The 17,533-nt window shown below is 72.1% G+C and carries 18 protein-coding genes and 1 riboswitch; of the genes, 4 read left to right on the forward strand and 14 right to left on the reverse strand.

From position 1 onward, the window contains the following. Positions 1–34: 34 nt before the first annotated feature. The 9 genes from AC3ANS_RS17350 to ligD (AC3ANS_RS17390) form a co-directional block, all read right to left on the reverse strand. Positions 35–550 (reverse strand): C40 family peptidase, encoded by a 516-nt coding sequence (locus AC3ANS_RS17350; RefSeq protein ID WP_488292824.1) that lies wholly within the window; start codon positions 548–550, stop codon positions 35–37. Between the two features lie 28 nt (positions 551–578). Beyond that, positions 579–647: riboswitch (cyclic di-AMP (ydaO/yuaA leader) on the reverse strand. A gap of 380 nt (positions 648–1,027) precedes the next feature. After that, positions 1,028–1,819, reverse strand: a complete 792-nt coding sequence (locus tag AC3ANS_RS17355; protein ID WP_488292825.1) for an HAD-IIA family hydrolase — start codon at positions 1,817–1,819, stop codon at positions 1,028–1,030. A 34-nt stretch (positions 1,820–1,853) separates the two neighbouring features. Next, on the reverse strand, positions 1,854–3,065 hold the full coding sequence (locus AC3ANS_RS17360; protein WP_488292826.1) for an ATP-binding protein: 1,212 nt from the start codon (positions 3,063–3,065) through the stop codon (positions 1,854–1,856). After that, positions 3,058–3,750, reverse strand: coding sequence for a response regulator transcription factor (locus AC3ANS_RS17365; RefSeq protein WP_488292827.1), 693 nt, complete (start codon positions 3,748–3,750; stop codon positions 3,058–3,060). Before AC3ANS_RS17365 ends, AC3ANS_RS17360 begins: the two co-directional genes overlap by 8 nt. Positions 3,751–3,794: 44 nt before the next feature. Further along, positions 3,795–4,406 carry a S24/S26 family peptidase gene (locus AC3ANS_RS17370; RefSeq protein WP_488292828.1) on the reverse strand — a complete coding sequence of 204 codons (612 nt, stop codon included), beginning with the start codon at positions 4,404–4,406 and terminating at the stop codon, positions 3,795–3,797. Positions 4,407–4,629: 223 nt separating this feature from the next. Next, positions 4,630–5,151, reverse strand: coding sequence for a hypothetical protein (locus AC3ANS_RS17375; protein WP_488292829.1), 522 nt, complete (start codon positions 5,149–5,151; stop codon positions 4,630–4,632). Positions 5,152–5,284: 133 nt separating this feature from the next. Continuing rightward, positions 5,285–6,196, reverse strand: coding sequence for a non-homologous end-joining DNA ligase (ligD, locus tag AC3ANS_RS17380; RefSeq protein ID WP_488292830.1), 912 nt, complete (start codon positions 6,194–6,196; stop codon positions 5,285–5,287). Positions 6,197–6,203: 7 nt separating this feature from the next. After that, a complete protein-coding gene (locus AC3ANS_RS17385; protein ID WP_488292831.1) occupies positions 6,204–6,896 on the reverse strand; it encodes a L,D-transpeptidase family protein in 693 nt (230 codons plus the stop codon). Continuing rightward, positions 6,893–7,816 (reverse strand): non-homologous end-joining DNA ligase, encoded by a 924-nt coding sequence (gene ligD / locus AC3ANS_RS17390; protein ID WP_488292832.1) that lies wholly within the window; start codon positions 7,814–7,816, stop codon positions 6,893–6,895. The genes AC3ANS_RS17385 and ligD (AC3ANS_RS17390) overlap by 4 nt, the downstream gene beginning before the upstream one ends. A 104-nt stretch (positions 7,817–7,920) precedes the next feature. Here ligD (AC3ANS_RS17390) and ku point away from each other — a divergent pair, with 104 nt between their 5' ends. From ku to AC3ANS_RS17410, 4 genes are all read left to right on the forward strand, one after another. Next, positions 7,921–8,913, forward strand: a complete 993-nt coding sequence (ku, locus tag AC3ANS_RS17395; RefSeq protein ID WP_488292833.1) for a non-homologous end joining protein Ku — start codon at positions 7,921–7,923, stop codon at positions 8,911–8,913. Positions 8,914–8,988: 75 nt separating this feature from the next. Next, on the forward strand, positions 8,989–9,351 hold the full coding sequence (locus AC3ANS_RS17400) for a YciI family protein (protein WP_488292834.1): 363 nt from the start codon (positions 8,989–8,991) through the stop codon (positions 9,349–9,351). Then, on the forward strand, positions 9,348–10,670 hold the full coding sequence (locus AC3ANS_RS17405) for an RNA polymerase sigma factor (protein ID WP_488292835.1): 1,323 nt from the start codon (positions 9,348–9,350) through the stop codon (positions 10,668–10,670). The genes AC3ANS_RS17400 and AC3ANS_RS17405 overlap by 4 nt, the downstream gene beginning before the upstream one ends. A gap of 12 nt (positions 10,671–10,682) precedes the next feature. After that, a complete protein-coding gene (locus tag AC3ANS_RS17410) occupies positions 10,683–11,438 on the forward strand; it encodes a VOC family protein (RefSeq protein ID WP_488292836.1) in 756 nt (251 codons plus the stop codon). Here the strand turns inward: AC3ANS_RS17410 and AC3ANS_RS17415 are convergent. From AC3ANS_RS17415 to AC3ANS_RS17435, 5 genes are all read right to left on the reverse strand, one after another. Beyond that, positions 11,410–12,303, reverse strand: coding sequence for an SDR family NAD(P)-dependent oxidoreductase (locus AC3ANS_RS17415; RefSeq protein ID WP_488292837.1), 894 nt, complete (start codon positions 12,301–12,303; stop codon positions 11,410–11,412). The genes AC3ANS_RS17410 and AC3ANS_RS17415 overlap by 29 nt on opposite strands. After that, the gene (locus AC3ANS_RS17420; protein ID WP_488292838.1) at positions 12,300–13,370 is read right to left on the reverse strand and encodes an ABC transporter permease; all 1,071 of its coding nucleotides are present in this window, start codon (positions 13,368–13,370) and stop codon (positions 12,300–12,302) included. The genes AC3ANS_RS17415 and AC3ANS_RS17420 overlap by 4 nt, the downstream gene beginning before the upstream one ends. Next, entirely contained in the window at positions 13,367–14,200 is an 834-nt protein-coding gene (locus AC3ANS_RS17425; RefSeq protein ID WP_488292839.1) for an ABC transporter ATP-binding protein, read from the reverse strand. Before AC3ANS_RS17425 ends, AC3ANS_RS17420 begins: the two co-directional genes overlap by 4 nt. Then, positions 14,200–15,606, reverse strand: a complete 1,407-nt coding sequence (locus AC3ANS_RS17430) for an amidase (RefSeq protein WP_488292840.1) — start codon at positions 15,604–15,606, stop codon at positions 14,200–14,202. The genes AC3ANS_RS17425 and AC3ANS_RS17430 overlap by 1 nt, the downstream gene beginning before the upstream one ends. Positions 15,607–15,691: 85 nt before the next feature. After that, entirely contained in the window at positions 15,692–17,455 is a 1,764-nt protein-coding gene (locus AC3ANS_RS17435) for an ABC transporter ATP-binding protein (RefSeq protein WP_488296521.1), read from the reverse strand. Between the last annotated feature and the right edge of the window lie 78 nt (positions 17,456–17,533).

Below are 17,533 nucleotides of genomic sequence, written 5' to 3' on the forward strand. Positions count from 1 at the left end.
ACGGCGTGCAGACGCGCCGACTCGACCCTCTACGTCAGTGGAAGCGCAGGGTCCCGGGGAACCACTGGTCGGTCCACACCCGCTCGGTGCGCACGCGCGCGCCGGAGTACGGCGCGTGGAGGACCCACCGGTGACCGTGGATGAAGCCGGCGTACACGCCGACGTGGTAGACCCCGCCACCGTCGTAGAAGAAGATCAGGTCGCCGCGGCGCATGGCGCTGCGCTTGATCCGCGTGGCGAAGTGCGCCTGGGCCGCCGACGTGCGCGGGATGTGTGAGAACCCCGCCCGGCGGAAGCTGTAGAACGTCAGGCCCGAGCAGTCGAAGGCGTTCGGGCCGGCGGCGCCGGAGGCGTACGGGTCGCCCTTCTGGTGCACGGCGATGCGCGTCGCGAGGCCCACCTTGCGGAGCGTGGCCTTGCGGGCCGCCCGCTGCTGGGTCTGCCGGTCGGTGGCCGTGGCGCCGTGGGCGCGGTCGAGGGTGACGGGTGCGGTGGTGAGCAGCCCGATGACGAGGGCGCCGCTGGCGAGGGCGCGCAGGATGAGGGTCATGTGCGTGGTTTCCTTCCCACGCCTGTGAGGTGAGCTGTCGGGTTCGGGCGTGGAAGGTGCCCGGCCACCGGCTGGTGGCTTCACCCCGAGCGGTCCCGTGCAGGAGCCTGCTGAACAACACGCTCTGCTGCGCGTCGCGCTGGACGCACGCTGGCGGCGTTGCCGTCGGTCGTCGGGCATCCAGCCCGCCTTCCCTCCGGCGCCTTGCCATCGCACGCCCATCGCGACGCTCGCGACGAGCAGTTGTTCAGCAGCCTCCTAGAGCGGGACCGCGAAGGTGGGTCCCCCACTCCTGCCCCGGATGTTGTCGACCGGTCACGGACGGGCAGGACTCGGCGTACCCGCGACCGGTTGTGCATGGTGCAAACGGTCGGGGACGTTAACCAGACGGCGCGCCCGATCGCGAGTCGGCGGACCGGGTCGAGGGTGGCCCGGGCCACACTCCCCGCGTGGATCGGCCGTCCGGTTGGACGAACGTCACATCGCGGCGGGCTCCACGAGCTCGAGCAGGTCGGCCACGGAGTCGACCACGCGGGTGGGCCGGTAGGGGAAGGTAGCCACCTGCTCGGGGCGTGTCGAGCCGGTCGTGACCAGGATCGTGCGCAGGCCGGCCTCGAGCCCGCTGATGATGTCGGTGTCCATCCGGTCGCCGACCATGACCGTGGTCTCGGAGTGCGCCTCGAGGCGGTTCAGCGCGCTGCGCATCATCAGCGGGTTCGGCTTGCCGATGAAGTACGGCTGGCGCCCGGTCGCGGTGCTGATCAGCGCGGCCACCGACCCGGTGGCCGGCAGCATGCCCTGCTGGCTCGGCCCGCTCACGTCGGGGTTGGTGGCGATGAAGCGGGCGCCGCCGTCGACCAGCCGGATCGCCCGGGTGATCGCCTCGAAGGAGTAGGTGCGGGTCTCCCCCAGCACCACGTAGTCGGGGTCCCGGTCGGTCATCACGTAGCCGATGTCGTGCAGCGCCGTGGTCAGGCCGGCCTCGCCGACGACGTACGCCGTCCCGTGCGGCCGCTGGTCGTCGAGGAACTGAGCGGTCGCGAGCGCCGAGGTCCAGATCGCGTCCTCGGGCACGTCGATGCCGCTGCCGAGCAGCCGGGCACGCAGGTCGCGCGGGGTGAAGATCGAGTTGTTCGTCAGCACCAGGAACCGCCGCCCGGAGGCCTGCAGGGCCGAGATGAACTCCTGGGCGCCCGGGATCGGCACCTCCTCGTGGACGAGCACGCCGTCCATGTCGGTCAGCCAGGTCTCGATCGGGCGGTGGGTCATGGGGCCCATTGTCCCCGGACGGTCGTCCCGACGCTCACCGACGCGGCAGCAGCACCTCGATGCCGTCGGCCGGGTGGGCGCCGGTCACCCGCCCACCGAGCGCCTCGACGACCGAGGTCACCTGGGCGATGCGGTCCATCGGCTCGGCGCCGTCCGCCTCCCGGCCACGCTCCTCGCACTCGACGCGGATGCGCAGGTGGCCGCCCTGCTCGCCGTGGAACACGATGCGCACGGACCCCGCGCCGCGGCGTACGACGTCGGCGAGCAGCAGGTCGGTGACGTGCTCGACGGGTCCGGGCGTGTAGGTCAGCGTCAGGTCGCCCTCGGCGGCCGCGGTCAGCATGCGGTTGCGGACCCCGAGCCGGTCGGCCCAGCGCTGCGCGAGCTGGGTGGCCAGGTCGACGAGCGGCAGCTCGGCTCCGGCCACCAGGCTGCCGCGCCGCGTCATCTCGACCAGCTCGGAGGCGACCGCACCGACCTCCTCGACCGCGGCGAGGCTGCGCGTCGCGGCCGCCTGCACGTCGGGCGGGACGTCGTCGCGCAGGGTCAGGTCCTCCAGCTCGAGGCGCAGACCGGTCAGCGGGGTGCGCAGCACGTGCGAGGCGTGCTCGGCGAAGGCCCGCTCACGGTGCACCCGGTCCTCCAGCTGGTGCGCGCTGGCGCGCAGCGCGATCGAGATCGCGCGCGCCTCGGGGATGCGGGTGCGGGGCAGCTCGAGGTCGAACCGGCCGCGACCCAGCGCGGCGGCGGCGATGGCCAGCCGCTGGAACGGCGAGGACAGGGCCGAGGCGATGAGGAACCCGGCGATGCCGGCGACGACGGCGATCAGGACGAACAGCGCGGCGATCGACCCGGTGTCGCGGCCGACGATGTCTCGGATGACCTGGGGTGACTGGCTCAGCGTGAGCTGGCCGCCGTCGAGCGCGAGGACCGTGGACAGGTCGGAGTCGGGGTCGTCGCTCCCCGCGTAGTCGTGGCCGTGCACGACCAGCGAGTCGCCGCGGGCGGGGTCGTACTCCAGGCGGCTGTCCGGGCTCACCAGACCGCTCAGGAACGCGTCGTCGATCTCGCCGCCGGCGGCCGCTCGGTCGTCGACGATCGCGCCGATCAGCTCCACCTCCTGGCGCAGGTGGACGCCCTCCTGCTCCTGGATCAGGTCGCGGAGCACGAATGAGCGGACGATGCCGGCCCCGAGGAGCAGGATGATGGTGAGGACGACGAACGCAGCGGTGAGGCGCTCACGCATCTGCGGTTCCGCCTTCGAGGCGGAATCCCACGCCTCGAACGGCCACCACTCGGTCGGTCACACCCACGCTCTCGAGCTTCTGGCGCAGCCGTCCGATGGTGACGTCGAGCGTCTTCGTCGAGCCGTACCAGTTCTCGTCCCACACGTCGGCCATCAGCCGGCCGCGGGAGACGACCTTGTCCCGGTTGGCGGCGAGGATGTTCAGCACCTCGAACTCCTTGCCGGTCAACGGGACCTCCTCCTCCCCGGCGTACACCCGCCGGGCATCCACGTCGATGCGCAGCCCGCCGGGCTTTGCGTCCTCGGCCACGGCCGAGGTGGAGGAGGTACGGCGCAGCAGGGCGCGCACGCGCGCCTGCAGCTCGGCCAGGCCGAACGGCTTGGCCAGGTAGTCGTCAGCCCCGTAGTCGAGCCCGACCACCCGGTCGAGCTCGCCGGCACGGGCGGTGACGATCATGATCGCCCCCTCGAACCCCGCCTCCCGGGCGCGACGGCACACCTCGAGGCCGTCGATGTCCGGGAGACCGAGGTCGAGGATCACGACCTCGGGGGAGGTCGCCAGGGTGTCCAGGGCCTTCTGGCCGCTGTCCACCCACGAGACGTCGTACCCTTCGCGCTCCAGCGTCCGGACGAGAGGGAACGCGATGTCCTCCTCGTCCTCCACGACTAGAACTCGGTGCGCCATGGGAGGGAGCATAGGGCCCGAGGCACCCGCTCCGAGGAGAGTGCTCAACCTTCGCCCCCCCGTGTCTCGCGTGACGCGGTCGCTGGCGGGGGCGCGCTCGCCGTACCAGGGTCGGCCCGGCGCGCCGCGGCCGCCTCCCGGCGCCGGCGGATCTCCGCGGCGATCACGAGCACGAGGAGCGCGATGGCGCCGGCCAGCAGGGTCCTGGTGATCGGGTGGCAGATCACCAGGTAGACGTACCCGACCCACGGCAGGGTGCGGACCACCCGGGGCAGCGTGGGGCCGGAGGGCTGCAGCACCCACGGGTCGCGAGCCGGCTCGGCGTCGCCGCGGGTGATGATCCCCTCGGGGCCGATGTGCACGATCCGGTGGGTCACGAGACCGTCGACCCCGGCGCTCGCGGGTGGCCGGAACGTGATGACGTCCCCACGTCGCAGGTCACCGACCGGGACCGCGCGCTCGAGGACGATCGCCCCCTGCGGGATCCCGCCCTCGGCACCGCTGTCCATGGAGCCGCCGGACATGACGTAGCGGTCCAGGCCCAGGCCGATCGGCAGCAGGACGAGGACCGAGACGGGCGCGAGGATGACCACGAGCACGAGCAAGCGCCCCCACGGCGTCGACGCCGGGCGGTGCGGGGAGGTCGTGATCTCCATGCGGGGATGTCTCCGAGTGCGGGTCAGGGAGGATGCCCGTCCGACGCTTCCCCACTCAGCGCCGGACAGACAGGTCCTCCGGGATGGGCGGGCCGTTCGGCGCGCCCCCCAGGTGCGCCGTACGACTCGTCCAGGTTCGGGCCCGTCCGGTGGTCCCACGCGCTCCCCCCCGGTGCGCGTGGCCGTCTGGTCCCGATGGTCCGATCAGTGCAGGTGGTTCCCCCTAGCCGAAGGAACTCGAGGTGCCAGGTGCGGAGTTGACCCACGTGTACGACGCCGACGCGGGTGCGCCCTGGTTGGCGAACGGCGCGTCGTCGGGCAGCGACACCGTGAACGTGAACGTGCTCGAACCCCTGGGCTCGAGCGTGCCCACGTCCTGCGCGATGTCGCTCATGGCGGCGAAGTCGCCGTCGTACAGCGTGCGTCCGTCCTGGTCGATCACCAGGTGCAGCTCCCCGTCCGCGAACGGCGCGGGGTCTCCGGTCTCCTGGAAGGACAGCCTCGACGGGGCACCACCGGAGTTGCGGATGGTGACGCTGCGAGACACAGACTCACCGGGCTCGATCTTGCTGATGGTCAGCGTCGCGCCCTGGTTGTCGTCGGCCAGCAACCGGATCCCGGAGGCTCCCTCGCTGGCGCTCGTCCAGGGGACGCCCATCGCCATCGCCAGCAAACCGGCGCCCACGACGCTGCCGACAGGAAGAATGAGCTTCCTGGCCGTGGTGGCAGCTGTCGTGGTGGTCATGTCATCCCCTGATGCTCAGTGCTTCATCCTCAAGGTAGGCACGCTCGCTCCACGTCGGATGAACACGATCGCCACGGAAGATCCACCATTCGGTAACAGATTTCGTCGACGTCCGGGCCCCGATCCGCCGATCTCAGCCGGGTACGGCGAACAGGTCGCCGTGGTCGGCGACCCGCTCCAGGACCTCTTCGAACCGGAACTGACCCAGCTCCATCGGGTCGTCCGAGCCCGCCTCGACCTCGGCCCACGTCACGGGTGTCGCCACCGTCGGCAGCTCCCGGCCGCGCAGGGAGTACGGCGAGATCGTGGTCTTCGAGCCGGAGTTCTGGGACCAGTCGAGGAACACCTTCCCCGAGCGCCGCGCCTTGGTCATCGTCGCGGTGACCAGCGCTGGGTGCTCGGCCTGGAGCTCCTCGGCGACCTCCTTGGCCAGCGCCGTCGACTCCTCCGGCGGCAGCGGGTCCGGCAGCGCGGCGTACAGGTGCAGGCCCTTGCTGCCGCTGGTGACCGGGGTGGCGCCCAGGCCGCGCTCGGCCAGCCGGTCGCGCACCATCAGCGCCACCTGGCAGCACTCGTGCAGGCCCGCGGGCTCGCCCGGGTCGAGGTCGATCACGAGGCGGTCGGCGCCGCGCGGGCGGCCCCGGCCGTCGACCGTCCACTGGTGGACGTGCAGCTCGAGCGCAGCGAGGTTGACCAGCCAGGTGAGCGTCGCGAGGTCCTCCACGATCGGGAACACCAACGTGTCACCCGCGGACTGGGCGCGCGACCCGGTGGTCGGGACCTTCGCCGTACGCACCCAGGAGGGCGTGCGCGCTGGGACGTTCTTCTCGAAGAAGCTGCCGTCCTGCACCCCGTGCGGCCATCGGATGCGCGTCACGCACCGGTCCGCGAGGTGCGGCAGCAGCACCGGAGCGACCTGGGCGTAGTAGTTGAGCACCTCGCCCTTGGTGGTGCCGGTGCGGGGATAGAGCACCTTGTGCAGGTTGCTGATCGTCAGCGTGCGGCCATCGACCTCGACGCGGACTTCCTCCTTCTCGGCGGCCACGACGCCCTCAGCGGCCGATCGCGATCACGGGCCGCTGGTCGGGGTCGAGCCGGAACATCAGCGCCCGGATGAACCGCCGCGGCGCGCTCACGCAGCCGGCAGTCGCCCCGGAGCCGTTGACGTGCAGGAAGATCCCCGCGCCTCGGTGCCGGACCTGGCGGGCGTTGAAGCTGGTGACGATCGACCACTCGTACTGCACGGGGTAGTCGGTGAGGCGCTCGGAGCCGTTCGGGGCGCTGACCGGGAGCCGCCAGCGGAACCCGCCCTGGCGCTGGTTGCGGTAGCGGTTGTAGAACTCGCTGCCGTTGTCCTCCACCCAGAAGTCGCCGCTCCGGATCCTGCGGTAGCGCAGGCCCCAGGCCGGGTCCGCGCGGTGGGTGCCGAACGCCCAGGGCAGGTCGTAGGTGCCGAGCGGCGTCGTGCCGGTGCCCTGGTGGCGGTGCCGTCCGGCCACCAGGCCGCCGTACCCGATCCGGCCGTCGGTCGCCTGCAGCCGCTGCTCCCAGCGCCCGTCGCGCTGGACCCACCAGGTGACCCGGGCGCGGTAGCCGGTCGTGTGGTTGACCGTGACGACCTGGGTGGTGCCGTCGCGCAGGCGTACGTCGACGCCGTCGAGCCGCACGTGCACGGGGTCGGCGATGGCGGCGGGGGCCGGCGTCAGCAGCGTGAGCGCCAGGACAACTAGCAGGACACGGGTCATGTGCGCAGGTCCTCCGGGGTGAGGTCGGAGCGGACCCCCTGGAACGAGGGCTGGCGCAGGCGCTCGTACCCGACTCCGTGGGTGTCGATGTCCACCACGACCACCGGTTCGAGCCAGTGGGTGCCCCGAGCGTCGACCAACGGCACCTCGTCGGCGAACGGGCTGTCGGCTCGGCCGAGTCCGGCGACGAGCCCGGCCAGCGCCGCGCCCTGCTTGGGCCCGATGCCACTGCCGACCCGGCCGCGGTAGAGCAGGCCATCGGGACCCGGCTCCCCGACGAGCAGCGAGGCCAGCCGGTCGGTGGTGCCCTCCTGGGGCCGCCAGCCGCCCACGACGTAGGTCACCCGGTGCCGGTGGGCGAACTTCTGCCAGTGCGGGGAGCGCTCCCCGAACACATAGCGCGACGTGCGCCGCTTGCTGACGATGCCCTCGAAGCCCTGCTGGAGGGTCGCGTCGTACAGCATCGCCCCGTCGTCGTACGCGGCCGGGACCTGCCAGGTGCCGTCGAGCTCGAGGCCGGTGAGCAGCTCACGGCGTACGTCGAGCGGCTCGCCGGTCAGGCCGCGGCCGTCGAGCCGGAGCAGGTCGAAGACCATGTAGGTCGCCGGCACCTCCCGCGAGAGCCGGGCGGCGGTGGTCGCCTTGCGCACGTGCATCCGCTCCTGGAGCGTGCGGAAGTCGGGCAGCCCGCGGGCGTTGAGGGCGATGATCTCCCCGTCGACGAGCAGGTCCCGCTCACCCAGCGGGCTGGTCGCGAGCTCGGGCCAGGCGATCGTGATGGCGTTCTCGTTGCGACTGGTCATCCGCAGCTCGCCACCGGTCACGTCCGTCAGGGCGCGAACGCCGTCCCACTTGACCTCGTGCGCCCAGGCGTCGCCGGCGGGCACGTGCCGGCCCTGGGTGGCGAGCATGGGGCGCATGGGCCCATCCTGCCTGAGGCGATGACTCCGGGCATTCCCATGAGTCACACTGGGCACTTACTCCGGGGACCACGGCGGGCACCCCACGACGAGGAGGACAGCGGATGCGTGCGATCTGGAAGGGCGCGGTGTCCTTCGGGCTGGTCAGCGTGCCCGTGAAGCTCTACGCCGCGACCGAGTCGCACGACGTGTCGTTCCGCCAGGTGCACGCGAAGGACGGCGGCCGGATCAAGTACCAACGGGTGTGCTCGCTCGATGGCGAGGAGGTGCCGTACGCCGACATCGCCAAGGGCTACGAGACCGAGGACGGCGAGATGGTGATCCTCACCGACGACGACCTCGCCGAGCTGCCGTCGACCTCCTCGCGCGAGATCGCGGTGGAGAAGTTCGTGCCCTCGGACCAGATCGACCCGATGCTGTTCGAGAAGTCCTACTACCTCGAGCCCGAGAAGTCCGGGGCGAAGCCCTACGCGCTGCTGCGCCAGGCGCTGCTGGACGCCGACCGGATGGCCGTGGTCACCGTGGCGCTGCGCCAGCGCACCTCGGTCGCGGTCCTGCGCGTGCGCTCCACCGACAAGGGCGACGTCATCGTGCTGCAGACCATGATGTGGCCCGACGAGGTCCGCACCCCCGACTTCTCCGTCGAGACCGGCGACGTCAAGCCGGCCGAGGTCAAGATGGCCAACATGCTCGTCGAGACGCTGGCGGGTGACTTCGAGCCCGCCGACTTCGAGGACGACTACGCCGAGGCCGTCGAGGCGGTCGTCAAGGCCAAGATCGAGGGCGGCGAGGTCAAGCGCACCGCCACGTCGACCAAGTCCTCCGGCGAGGTCGTCGACCTGCTCGCCGCGCTGCAGCGCTCCGTCGACGCGGCCAAGTCCGCGCGGGGCGAGGCACCCACCGGCTCGGGGTCCGACTCGGACGAGGACGAGGACGAGTCGAAGGACGAGGCGATGCCCGCGAAGAAGGCGGCGACCAAGAAGGCGCCGGCCACGAAGGCGGCCACGAAGAAGACGGCTGCGAAGAAGGCCCCGGCGAAGAAGACCGCCGCCAAGAAGGCACCCGCCAAGAAGGCCGCGGCCCGCAAGGCGAGCTGAGCGAGGCCGGCTGTCGAAACCGGGGCCGCTCGTCCGACGTACTCCTGACAACACCCGCGACAGCAGGAGGCACCGATGCGCTACATCACGTTCGTGAAGATGATCGAGGATCTCGGCGAGCCGCCCCCGGCGCTCGTGGAGGCGATGGGCGCCGAGATGGGCCAGGCCTTCGCCGACGGCACCATGCTCGAGGCCGGCGGCCTGTCGGGGATGCGCGACAGCACCGAGATCCACCTCCGCTCCGGCGCGATCACCCAGGTCGACGGGCCCTACGCCGAGGGCAAGGAGGTCGCCGGCGGCTACGCGATCACCGAGGTGCGCAGCCACGAGGAGGCCGTCGAGGGCGCCCGCCGGGTGCTCGAGCTGCACCAGCAGCACTGGCCAGGCTGGGAGGGCTCGGTCGAGATCCGGCAGATGTTCAGCGCTCCGGGACAGTGACGGGGCACCCACCGGCCCCCACCCCGACGGCCCAGGCGATCACGGCGGTCTGGCGGCGCGAGTCGGTGCGGCTCGTGGCCGCCCTGGCCCGGATGATCCGCGACCTCGACCTGGCCGAGGACCTTGCACAGGACGCCCTGGTCGCCGCACTGGAGACGTGGCCCGACCAGGGCGTCCCGGCCAACCCCGGGGCGTGGCTGACCGCGGTGGCCAAGCGCCGGGCGATCGACCAGTTCCGGCGCAACGACACGCTGCGCCGGCGTACGGCCGAGATCGCCCACGACCTCGCGCGTGCCGGGGAGGAGACGGTGATGCCCGACCTCGACGAGGCCGTCGACCACATCGAGGACGACGTGCTGAGGCTCGCGTTCCTGTGCTGCCATCCCAGCCTGCCACCGGAGTCGCGGACCGCGCTGACGCTGCGCCTGGTCGGCGGCCTGACGACCGGCGAGATCGCCCGCGCCTACCTGGTCAAGGAGGCCACGATGGGCCAGCGGATCTCCCGGGCCAAGCGGCAGCTCGCCCGGAGCGGCGCCACGATGGAGGCGCCGGTGGGCCGCGAGCGAGACGAACGGCTGGGCGATGTCATGGCCGTCGTCTACCTGGTCTTCAACGAGGGGTACGCAGCGTCCGCGGGCGAGGGCTGGACGCGGCCCGAGCTGTGCCTGGAGGCGATGCGGCTGGCCCGGATGCTCAGCACGCTGGTCCCCGACGACCCCGAGGTCCTCGGGTTGCAGGCCCTGCTGGAGCTGCAGGGCTCACGGCTCGCCGCCCGCCGCGCCGAGGACGGCACCCCGGTGCTGCTCGAGGCCCAGGACCGGCGCCGGTGGGACCGGCTGCTGATCCGGCGCGGACTCCGAGCGCTCGACCGGGCCGAGGCGCTGGGCCGTGCCGGGCGCCCGGTCGGCACCTACGTCCTGCAGGCGTCGATCGCTGCGTGCCACGCCCGGGCCGTCCGCGCGGAGGACACCGACTGGAGGGCGATCGCCCGGCTCTACGACGTACTCGCGCGGGCCGCGCCGGGCCCGGTGGTCGAGGTCAACCGCGCGGTGGCTCACGGCCGCGCCTTCGGGCCCGACGCCGGGCTCGCCGTCCTCGACGCGGTGGCGGGCGACCCGTCCCTGGCGTCCTCGCCGGTGCCGGCCGCGGTCCGGGGGGACCTGCTCGAGCACGCCGGTCGCCACCACGCGGCCGCGGACGCCTTCCGCGAGGCCGCGCGCCGGAGCAACAATGCCGACGAGCGCCGGCTGCTGGAGCGTCGCGCCGATGAGAACGCCGGCCGCGGCCGGTCTGATCGAGCAGCACCGTCCCCCACCTGAAGGAGCAGGCCGATGAGCACGATTCCCGGCGAGCCAATCTGGATCGAGCTTTTCACCCCCGACGTCGGGGGCGCCAAGGCGTTCTACGCCGGCCTGTTCGGCTGGACCGCTGTCGACTCCGGCCCCGAGTTCGGTGGGTACGTGACGTTCGAGCGCGACGGCGTGCAGGTCGCCGGGTGCATGCGCAACGACGGCCAGGGCATCAACGCGTGGAACGTCTACCTGGAGAGCAACGACGCGGCCGACACCGTCGCGATGGCGAAGGCCAACTGCGGGCAGGTGCTGCTGGAGCCGATGCAGGTCGGCGACCTCGGCCACATGGCGTGGGTGACCGACCCGGCCGGCGCCGCGGTCGGCGTCTGGCAGCCGCTGAGCATGCCGGGCTTCGGGGTCCGTGGCGAGGTGGGGGCGCCCGCGTGGTTCGAGGTGCTCAGCAGCGACTACGACGCGGTGATCCCGTTCTACGAGAACGTCTTCGGCTGGACCACCCACACCATGAGCGACTCCGAGGGCTTCCGCTACACCACCCTCGGCATGGACGACGGGGCCCGCGCCGGGATCATGGACGCCCGCGAGCTGCTGGCCGGTGGTCCCTCCCACTGGCAGTTCTACGTCCAGGTGCCCGACACCGACGTTGCGGTCGCGACGGCGATCGAGCTCGGCGGATCACAGGTGATGCCTCCCGACGACTCGCCGTTCGGCCGGCTCGCCTCGATCGCCGACCCCAGCGGGATCTCGTTCATGGTGATGGCTCCGCCGACGAGCTGACCCTCACCCCGCGTGCCGCCTCGGAGTCGGGGAACATCGCGTCGAAGCGGTGGAACAGCCAGTCGCTGAGGCGCGGCGCGAGGATGTTCACCAGCTCGCCGACGTCGCCCGCGATGGTGTTCACCGTCAGCGGTCGTTCCTCCAGGGCGCGCAGCACCTGAGCGGCGGCATGCTCGGGGCTGGCGCCACGGCCGGCGTACGCCTCGGTCGGCGCGGACATCGCGGTGCGGATCAGCGAGAAGCGGATGTTGGTGAACGTGACCCCGTCGCCGTAGGTCTCGCGGCCCGCGATCCGGCTCCAGGTGTCGAGCGCGGTCTTGGAGGCGAGGTAGGCGCTGAACTTCGGGGCCTTCATCTGGACACCCCAGCTGAGCACGTTGACCACGTGCCCGAAGCCCTGCTCGCGCATCGCCGGCAGCAGGCCCATCGTCAGCCGCACCGGGCCGAAGTAGTTGATCGCCATCGTGCGCTCGAAGTCGTGGAACCGCTCCTCGCTCAGGGCGAGCGAGCGGCGGATCGAGCGGCCGGCGTTGTTGACGAGGTAGTCCACGGTGCCGTGCTCGTCGAGCACCCGCGCGACCAGCGCTTCGACGGCGTCGCCGTCGGTGAGGTCGCAGGGGTACGCCGCCGCGCGGCCACCCGACTCCTCGATCTCGAGCCGGACCCGCTCGAGCTCGTCGACCCGACGGGCCACCAGCAGCACCGTCGCCCCGGTGCGCGCGACCGCGAGCGCGGTGGCCTCGCCGATGCCCGAGGACGCACCCGTGACCAGGACGGTGCGTCCGGCGAGCGGGCTCGACAGGCCCAGCGGGCCGGCGACGAGCCGTCGTACCCGCGCGAAGGGGGTCTGGAACAGCGTGGTCACGTGGTCTCCCAGCGGAACAGGCGGGCCGCGACCAGGGTCACGACCAGGGCGAAGGCGGCGAGGATCCCGATCGGCGCCAGGGCTGCGGTCCACGACTCGCCGCGGACCATGACGTCGAGCATCCCGTCGTTGAGGTGCCGGAGCGGGAGCAGGCTGGAGACGAGCTTGAGCCAGCCGGGCGCGGCGTCGAGGGGGAAGAACGAGCCGGAGAGGAAGGCCATCGGCAGCACCATGAAGTTCGCGGCGTTTACCGCGCCCTCCTGGGTCTTGGTGATCGCACCCGCGAGCAGGCCGATCGCCATGAAGCACAGCGTGCCGACCACGAGCAGCGGCACCGCCGCCCACCACGCGCCGGTGAGCGTGAGCCCGAAGAACGCCGCGCCCACACCCAGGAAGATCGCCATCTGCACCAGCGCGATCGCGATCGTCACGCTGACCCGCGCGCCCACGACCGTGCGGGTCGACACCGGGGCCAGCTGGAGTCGGCGCAGCAGCTTGGTCTGCCGCCAGCCCTGCAGGGTCGCGGCGGCACCGAACGACGCGCTCATCGCGACCGCCCAGCCCAGCAGGCCGGGCGTGTAGTACTGGATCGTGTCGATCGACTCGTCCTCGACCGACACGACCTCCAGGGAGTACGCCGGGGGCTCGCCGGTCAGCTCGACGTTGGTGCCGTCGACGAACGCGCGCAGGGCGCCCTGCGTCATCGCGGCCCGGGCCTGGTCGGTGAGCGTGTAGTGGGCGACGAGCGTGTCCCCGCGCTGCTCGAGCGCCACGTCGGCGTCGCCCTTGCGGACCTGGTCGATCGCGTCGTCGAGGTCGGTGGATGAGGTCACGTCGAACGTGTCCTCGAAGGCGGCCCGGGCGTCGGCGGGCAGGTCGTCGACCAGCGACACGTCGCCGACCTCGACCAGGTCGAGCCGCGGCTGGGACTGGTCGGAGAACAGCCCGCCGAACAGCACCAGGAACATCAGCGGGAACACGACGGCGAAGAACACCGACGTGCGGTCGCGGACGAAGCCGCGCACGATCGCGACCGAGATCGCACGGAACGCCGTGCCGCGGCTCATGCTCGGTACTCCCGGCCCGTGAGCTCGAGGAACACGTCCTCGAGCGTGCCGGTCTGCACGCGGACGCCGTCGAGGCGACCCGCCTCCGCCAGACGGGCGAGCTCGGCGGCCGGATCCCGGGTGGTGACCACCTCGCCGTCGGCGAGCGTGATGCGGGTCGGCGCGTCCAGGCCGAGGATCAGGGCCGCGGGCGTGTCGAGCTCGAGGATCCGGCCGTGGTCCATGATCGCCACCCGGTCGCAGAGCACCTCGGCCTCGTCCATGTAGTGCGTGGTCAGCACGACCGTCCGACCGGAGTCGTTGAGGCCCGACAACAGCTCCCAGAGGTTGCGCCGAGCCTGCGGGTCGAGCGCCGCGGTGGGCTCGTCGAGGAACACCAGCTCGGGGTCGTGCACCAGGGCGCAGGCGATCGAGAGCCGCTGCACCTGGCCGCCGGAGAGGTCCTCGACCCGGCTGTCCGCCTTCTCCACGAGACCCACCCGATCCAGCCACTCGTCGGCGTGCCGGGTGGGGACGCCGTACAACGCGGCGAAGGTGTGGATCTGCTCGCGTGCGGTCAGTCGGTCGAAGAAGGCCGACGCCTGCAGCTGGACGCCGATGCGCGGCAGCAGTCCCGCGTTGCGCGGCCAGACCGGCTCACCGAGCACGGTCGCCGAGCCGGAGTCGGGCTTGCGCAGCCCCTCGACCATCTCCAGGAGCGTGGTCTTGCCGGCACCGTTGGGGCCGAGGATGCCCACGAACTCGCCGTCGCCGACCGTGAGGCTGACGCCGTCGACCGCGCGCAGGTCGCCGTACGTCATCGTGAGGTCCGCGACCTCGATCGCGGCCATCAGCGTTCGCCCGCCAGGAGCGGCCACGGCCGCGCGGCCTCGATCTGGGCCGAGAGCGAGAAGAGCGTGGCCTCGTCGTCGGTGCGGCCGACCAGTTGTACGGCGACCGGCAGCCCGTCGGCCGCGACCCCGCACGGCACGGAGGCAGCAGGGTTGCCGGCGACGTTCCACAGCGCGGCGTAGGCGATCGCGGGCATCGCGCGCAGCGACGCCCGCACGGTGCCGACGCCGTCGAGCCGGCCGACCCGCGGGGGCCGGTGCGCGATCGTTGGCGTGAGGAGGACGTCGAGTTCTTGGGGGCCCTCGAACACCCGGTTGGCCTTCGCCGAGACCTGCTCGGTCGTGCGCAGGGCGCGGTCGATGACCTTGGGTGTCACCCAGGAGCCGAGGCGGTAGGTCTCGCGGGTGCGCCGCTCGAGCCGGTCGAAGTGCTCGACCTGGTCGGCCTCGGTGCGGATGCCGGCGAAGAACTGCGGCACGAACGCCGCCGTCGGGTCCGGGTAGCGGGGGTCGACCTCGCGGACGTCGTGGCCGAGGTCGGCGAGGAGTCGAGCGGTGTCCTGGACGGCCCGGACGTGCACCGGGTCGGGTCGCACGCCGAGCGTGACCGGCTTGGTCGACCAGCCGATGCGCAGCCGCCCCGGCTCGCGGCCGGCCGCCGCCACGAACGGCTCGTCGCCGCCGGCGGTGTAGAGGTCGCCCTCGACGTTGCCGCGGATCGCGTCGTAGACCAGCGCGCTGTCGAGCACGCTCCGGGTGAGCGGACCGGCGGTGCCCAGCGCCCACCACAGGTGCGGGTGCGGGGCGGTGGTGACCCGGCCGCGCTGAGGCTTGAGCCCGAAGAGCCCACAGCTGGCGCTGGGGATGCGGATCGAGCCGCCGCCGTCGCCCCCCATCCCGACCGGCACCATCCCGGCGGAGACCGCGACCGCGGTCCCCCCGCTGGAGCCGCCGGGGGTCCGTGCGGTGTCCCAGGGGTTGCGGGTCACGCCGCGGGAGGTCGACTCGGTGAACGGGAAGGCGCCGAACTCCGGCATGGTCGTCTTGGCGACGACGACCGCGCCCGCCACGCGGAGCCGGCGTACGAGCTCGGCGTCGGCGGCGGCCGGCGTGGAGTTGGCCTCGCCCCCGAACGTCGTCACCGCACCCGCGACGTCGATCTCCTCCTTGATCACGATCGGTACGCCGTGCAGCGGCCCGACCGGCCCGCCGGCGGTGAGGGCCTCGTCGCGGGCCTGCGCCTCGGCGATCGCCTCGTCCACGAGCAGCCGGGAGATCGCGTTGAGTGCGTGATCACGCTCCTGGATGCGGGCCAGGGCCTGCTCCACCACACCCCGCGCCGAGATCTCACCGCCGGCCACCAGTCGTGCGGTCTCGGCCACCCCGGCCCGGGTCAGATCGGTCATGCGCGACAGGGTATTGGTCTTCCACGGACGTTGGCGGCCCCCATCCATGTTGACCCGCCCGAAACTTTCGGGCGGGTCAACATGGTCAGGCGAGCGAGTCGAGCCAGGCCTGGTGGAGGTCGGAGAAGCGGCCCGCTCCTCCGGCGATCAGGTCGGCGGGCGAGCCGTCCTCGACGATCCGGCCGTGCTCCATCACCAGCACCCGGTCGGCGATCTCGACCGTCGAGAGCCGGTGGGCGATGATCACCGCGGTGCGGCCCGCCAGGACGGTGCGCAGCGCCCGCTGGACCAGCCGCTCGCTGGGCACGTCGAGCGAGGAGGTCGCCTCGTCGAGGATCAGCACCGCCGGGTCGGCGAGGAACGCGCGCGCGAACGCGACGAGCTGGCGCTGCCCGGCGCTGAGCCGGCCGCCGCGGTTGCTGACGTCGGTGTCGTAGCCCTCGGGCAGCGCGGTGATGAAGTCGTGGGCGCCCAGGGCGGAGGCCGCCGCGACCACCTCCTCCAGCGACGCGGTCGGCCGGCCGAAGCGGATGTTGTCGGCGACGGTCCCCGAGAACAGGTAGTTCTCCTGGGTGACCATCACGACCCGGTCGCGCAGCGTGTCGGAGGACAGCTCGCGCAGGTCGACCCCGTCGAGCAGCACCCGGCCGCCGGTGGGGTCGTAGAAGCGGGTGGCGAGCTTGGCCAGCGTGGTCTTGCCGGCGCCGGTGGTGCCGACCAGCGCCAGCGTCTGGCCGGCCGGCACGGTCAGGTCGAGGTCGGGCAGCACCGGCCGGCCCGCGACGTACTCGAAGCTCACGTGGTCGAAGCGGATCTCCCCGCGACTGGGCGGCAGCTCCCTCGGCTGCGCCGGCTCCGGCACCCCCGGCTGCTGGTCGAGCACGCCGGCGAGCTTGTCGAGCGCGGCGGAGGCGGACTGGAAGGTGTTGTAGAACTGCGAGATCTCCATCATCGGCTCGAAGAACTGGCGCAGGTAGAGCAGGAACGCCGCCAGCACACCGACGGTGACCTCGCCCTGGTAGGCGAGGTAGCCGCCGTAGAGCAGCACGAGCGCGATCGTCACGTTGCCGATCAGGCGGATGCCGGGCATGAACCACGCGACCAGCCGGAAGGCCACCAGGTTGGCGGCGCGGTACTGGTCGTTGACGTCGTCGAAGATCTCCTGGTTGCGCGGCTCGCGGCGGAACGCCTGCACCGCGCGGATGCCGCCCATCGACTCGACGAAGTGGACGATGACCAGCGCGACCTTCTCGCGGGTGGCCTGGTAGCTGCGGGCCGACTCCTTGCGGAACCAGTTGGTCAGCAGGGCCAGGAACGGACCACACAACAGCGCGACCAGGCCGAGCTTGACGTCGAGGAACAGCAGGATGCCGGCGGTGCCGACCAGCGTCAGCGCGGCGGTGACCAGGCCGTCGAAGCCGGTCTCGAGCATCTCGTAGATCGCGTCGACGTCGGAGGTCTGGCGGGAGATCACCCGTCCGGAGGTGTAGCCGTCGTGGAAGGCCGGGCTGAGCACCTGGAAGTGACGGAACACCCGGCGCCGCACCTCGAAGAGGACGTCCTGGCCGATCTTGCCCGACCGCACCAGGAACAGGTTGCGCGCGACGGCCTGGACCAGCGTGGCGACGAGCACCGCGCCGACGACCACGAACAAGGGCTCGAGGTCGCCGGACTCGCGGATCGGCGGGATGCCGGTGTCGATGCCCACCTTGACCAGGTAGGGGATCGAGAGCCGGGCGGCGTTCTCGACGAGGACGATCAGGATCAGCGCCTGGATGGCGCGCTTGTACGGCGTGAGCAGGTCGCGCAGGAGCCGGCGCGAGCCACCGCCCAGACTGCCGGAGGTCATCCGCTCCGCGGCCTCGTCGGCGTCGACCTCCGCGACGCCGCGCCACCGGCGGACGTCGGTGTCGTCGGTGTGGTTGCC

The organism is Nocardia sp. 149-1B (assembly GCF_057747975.1).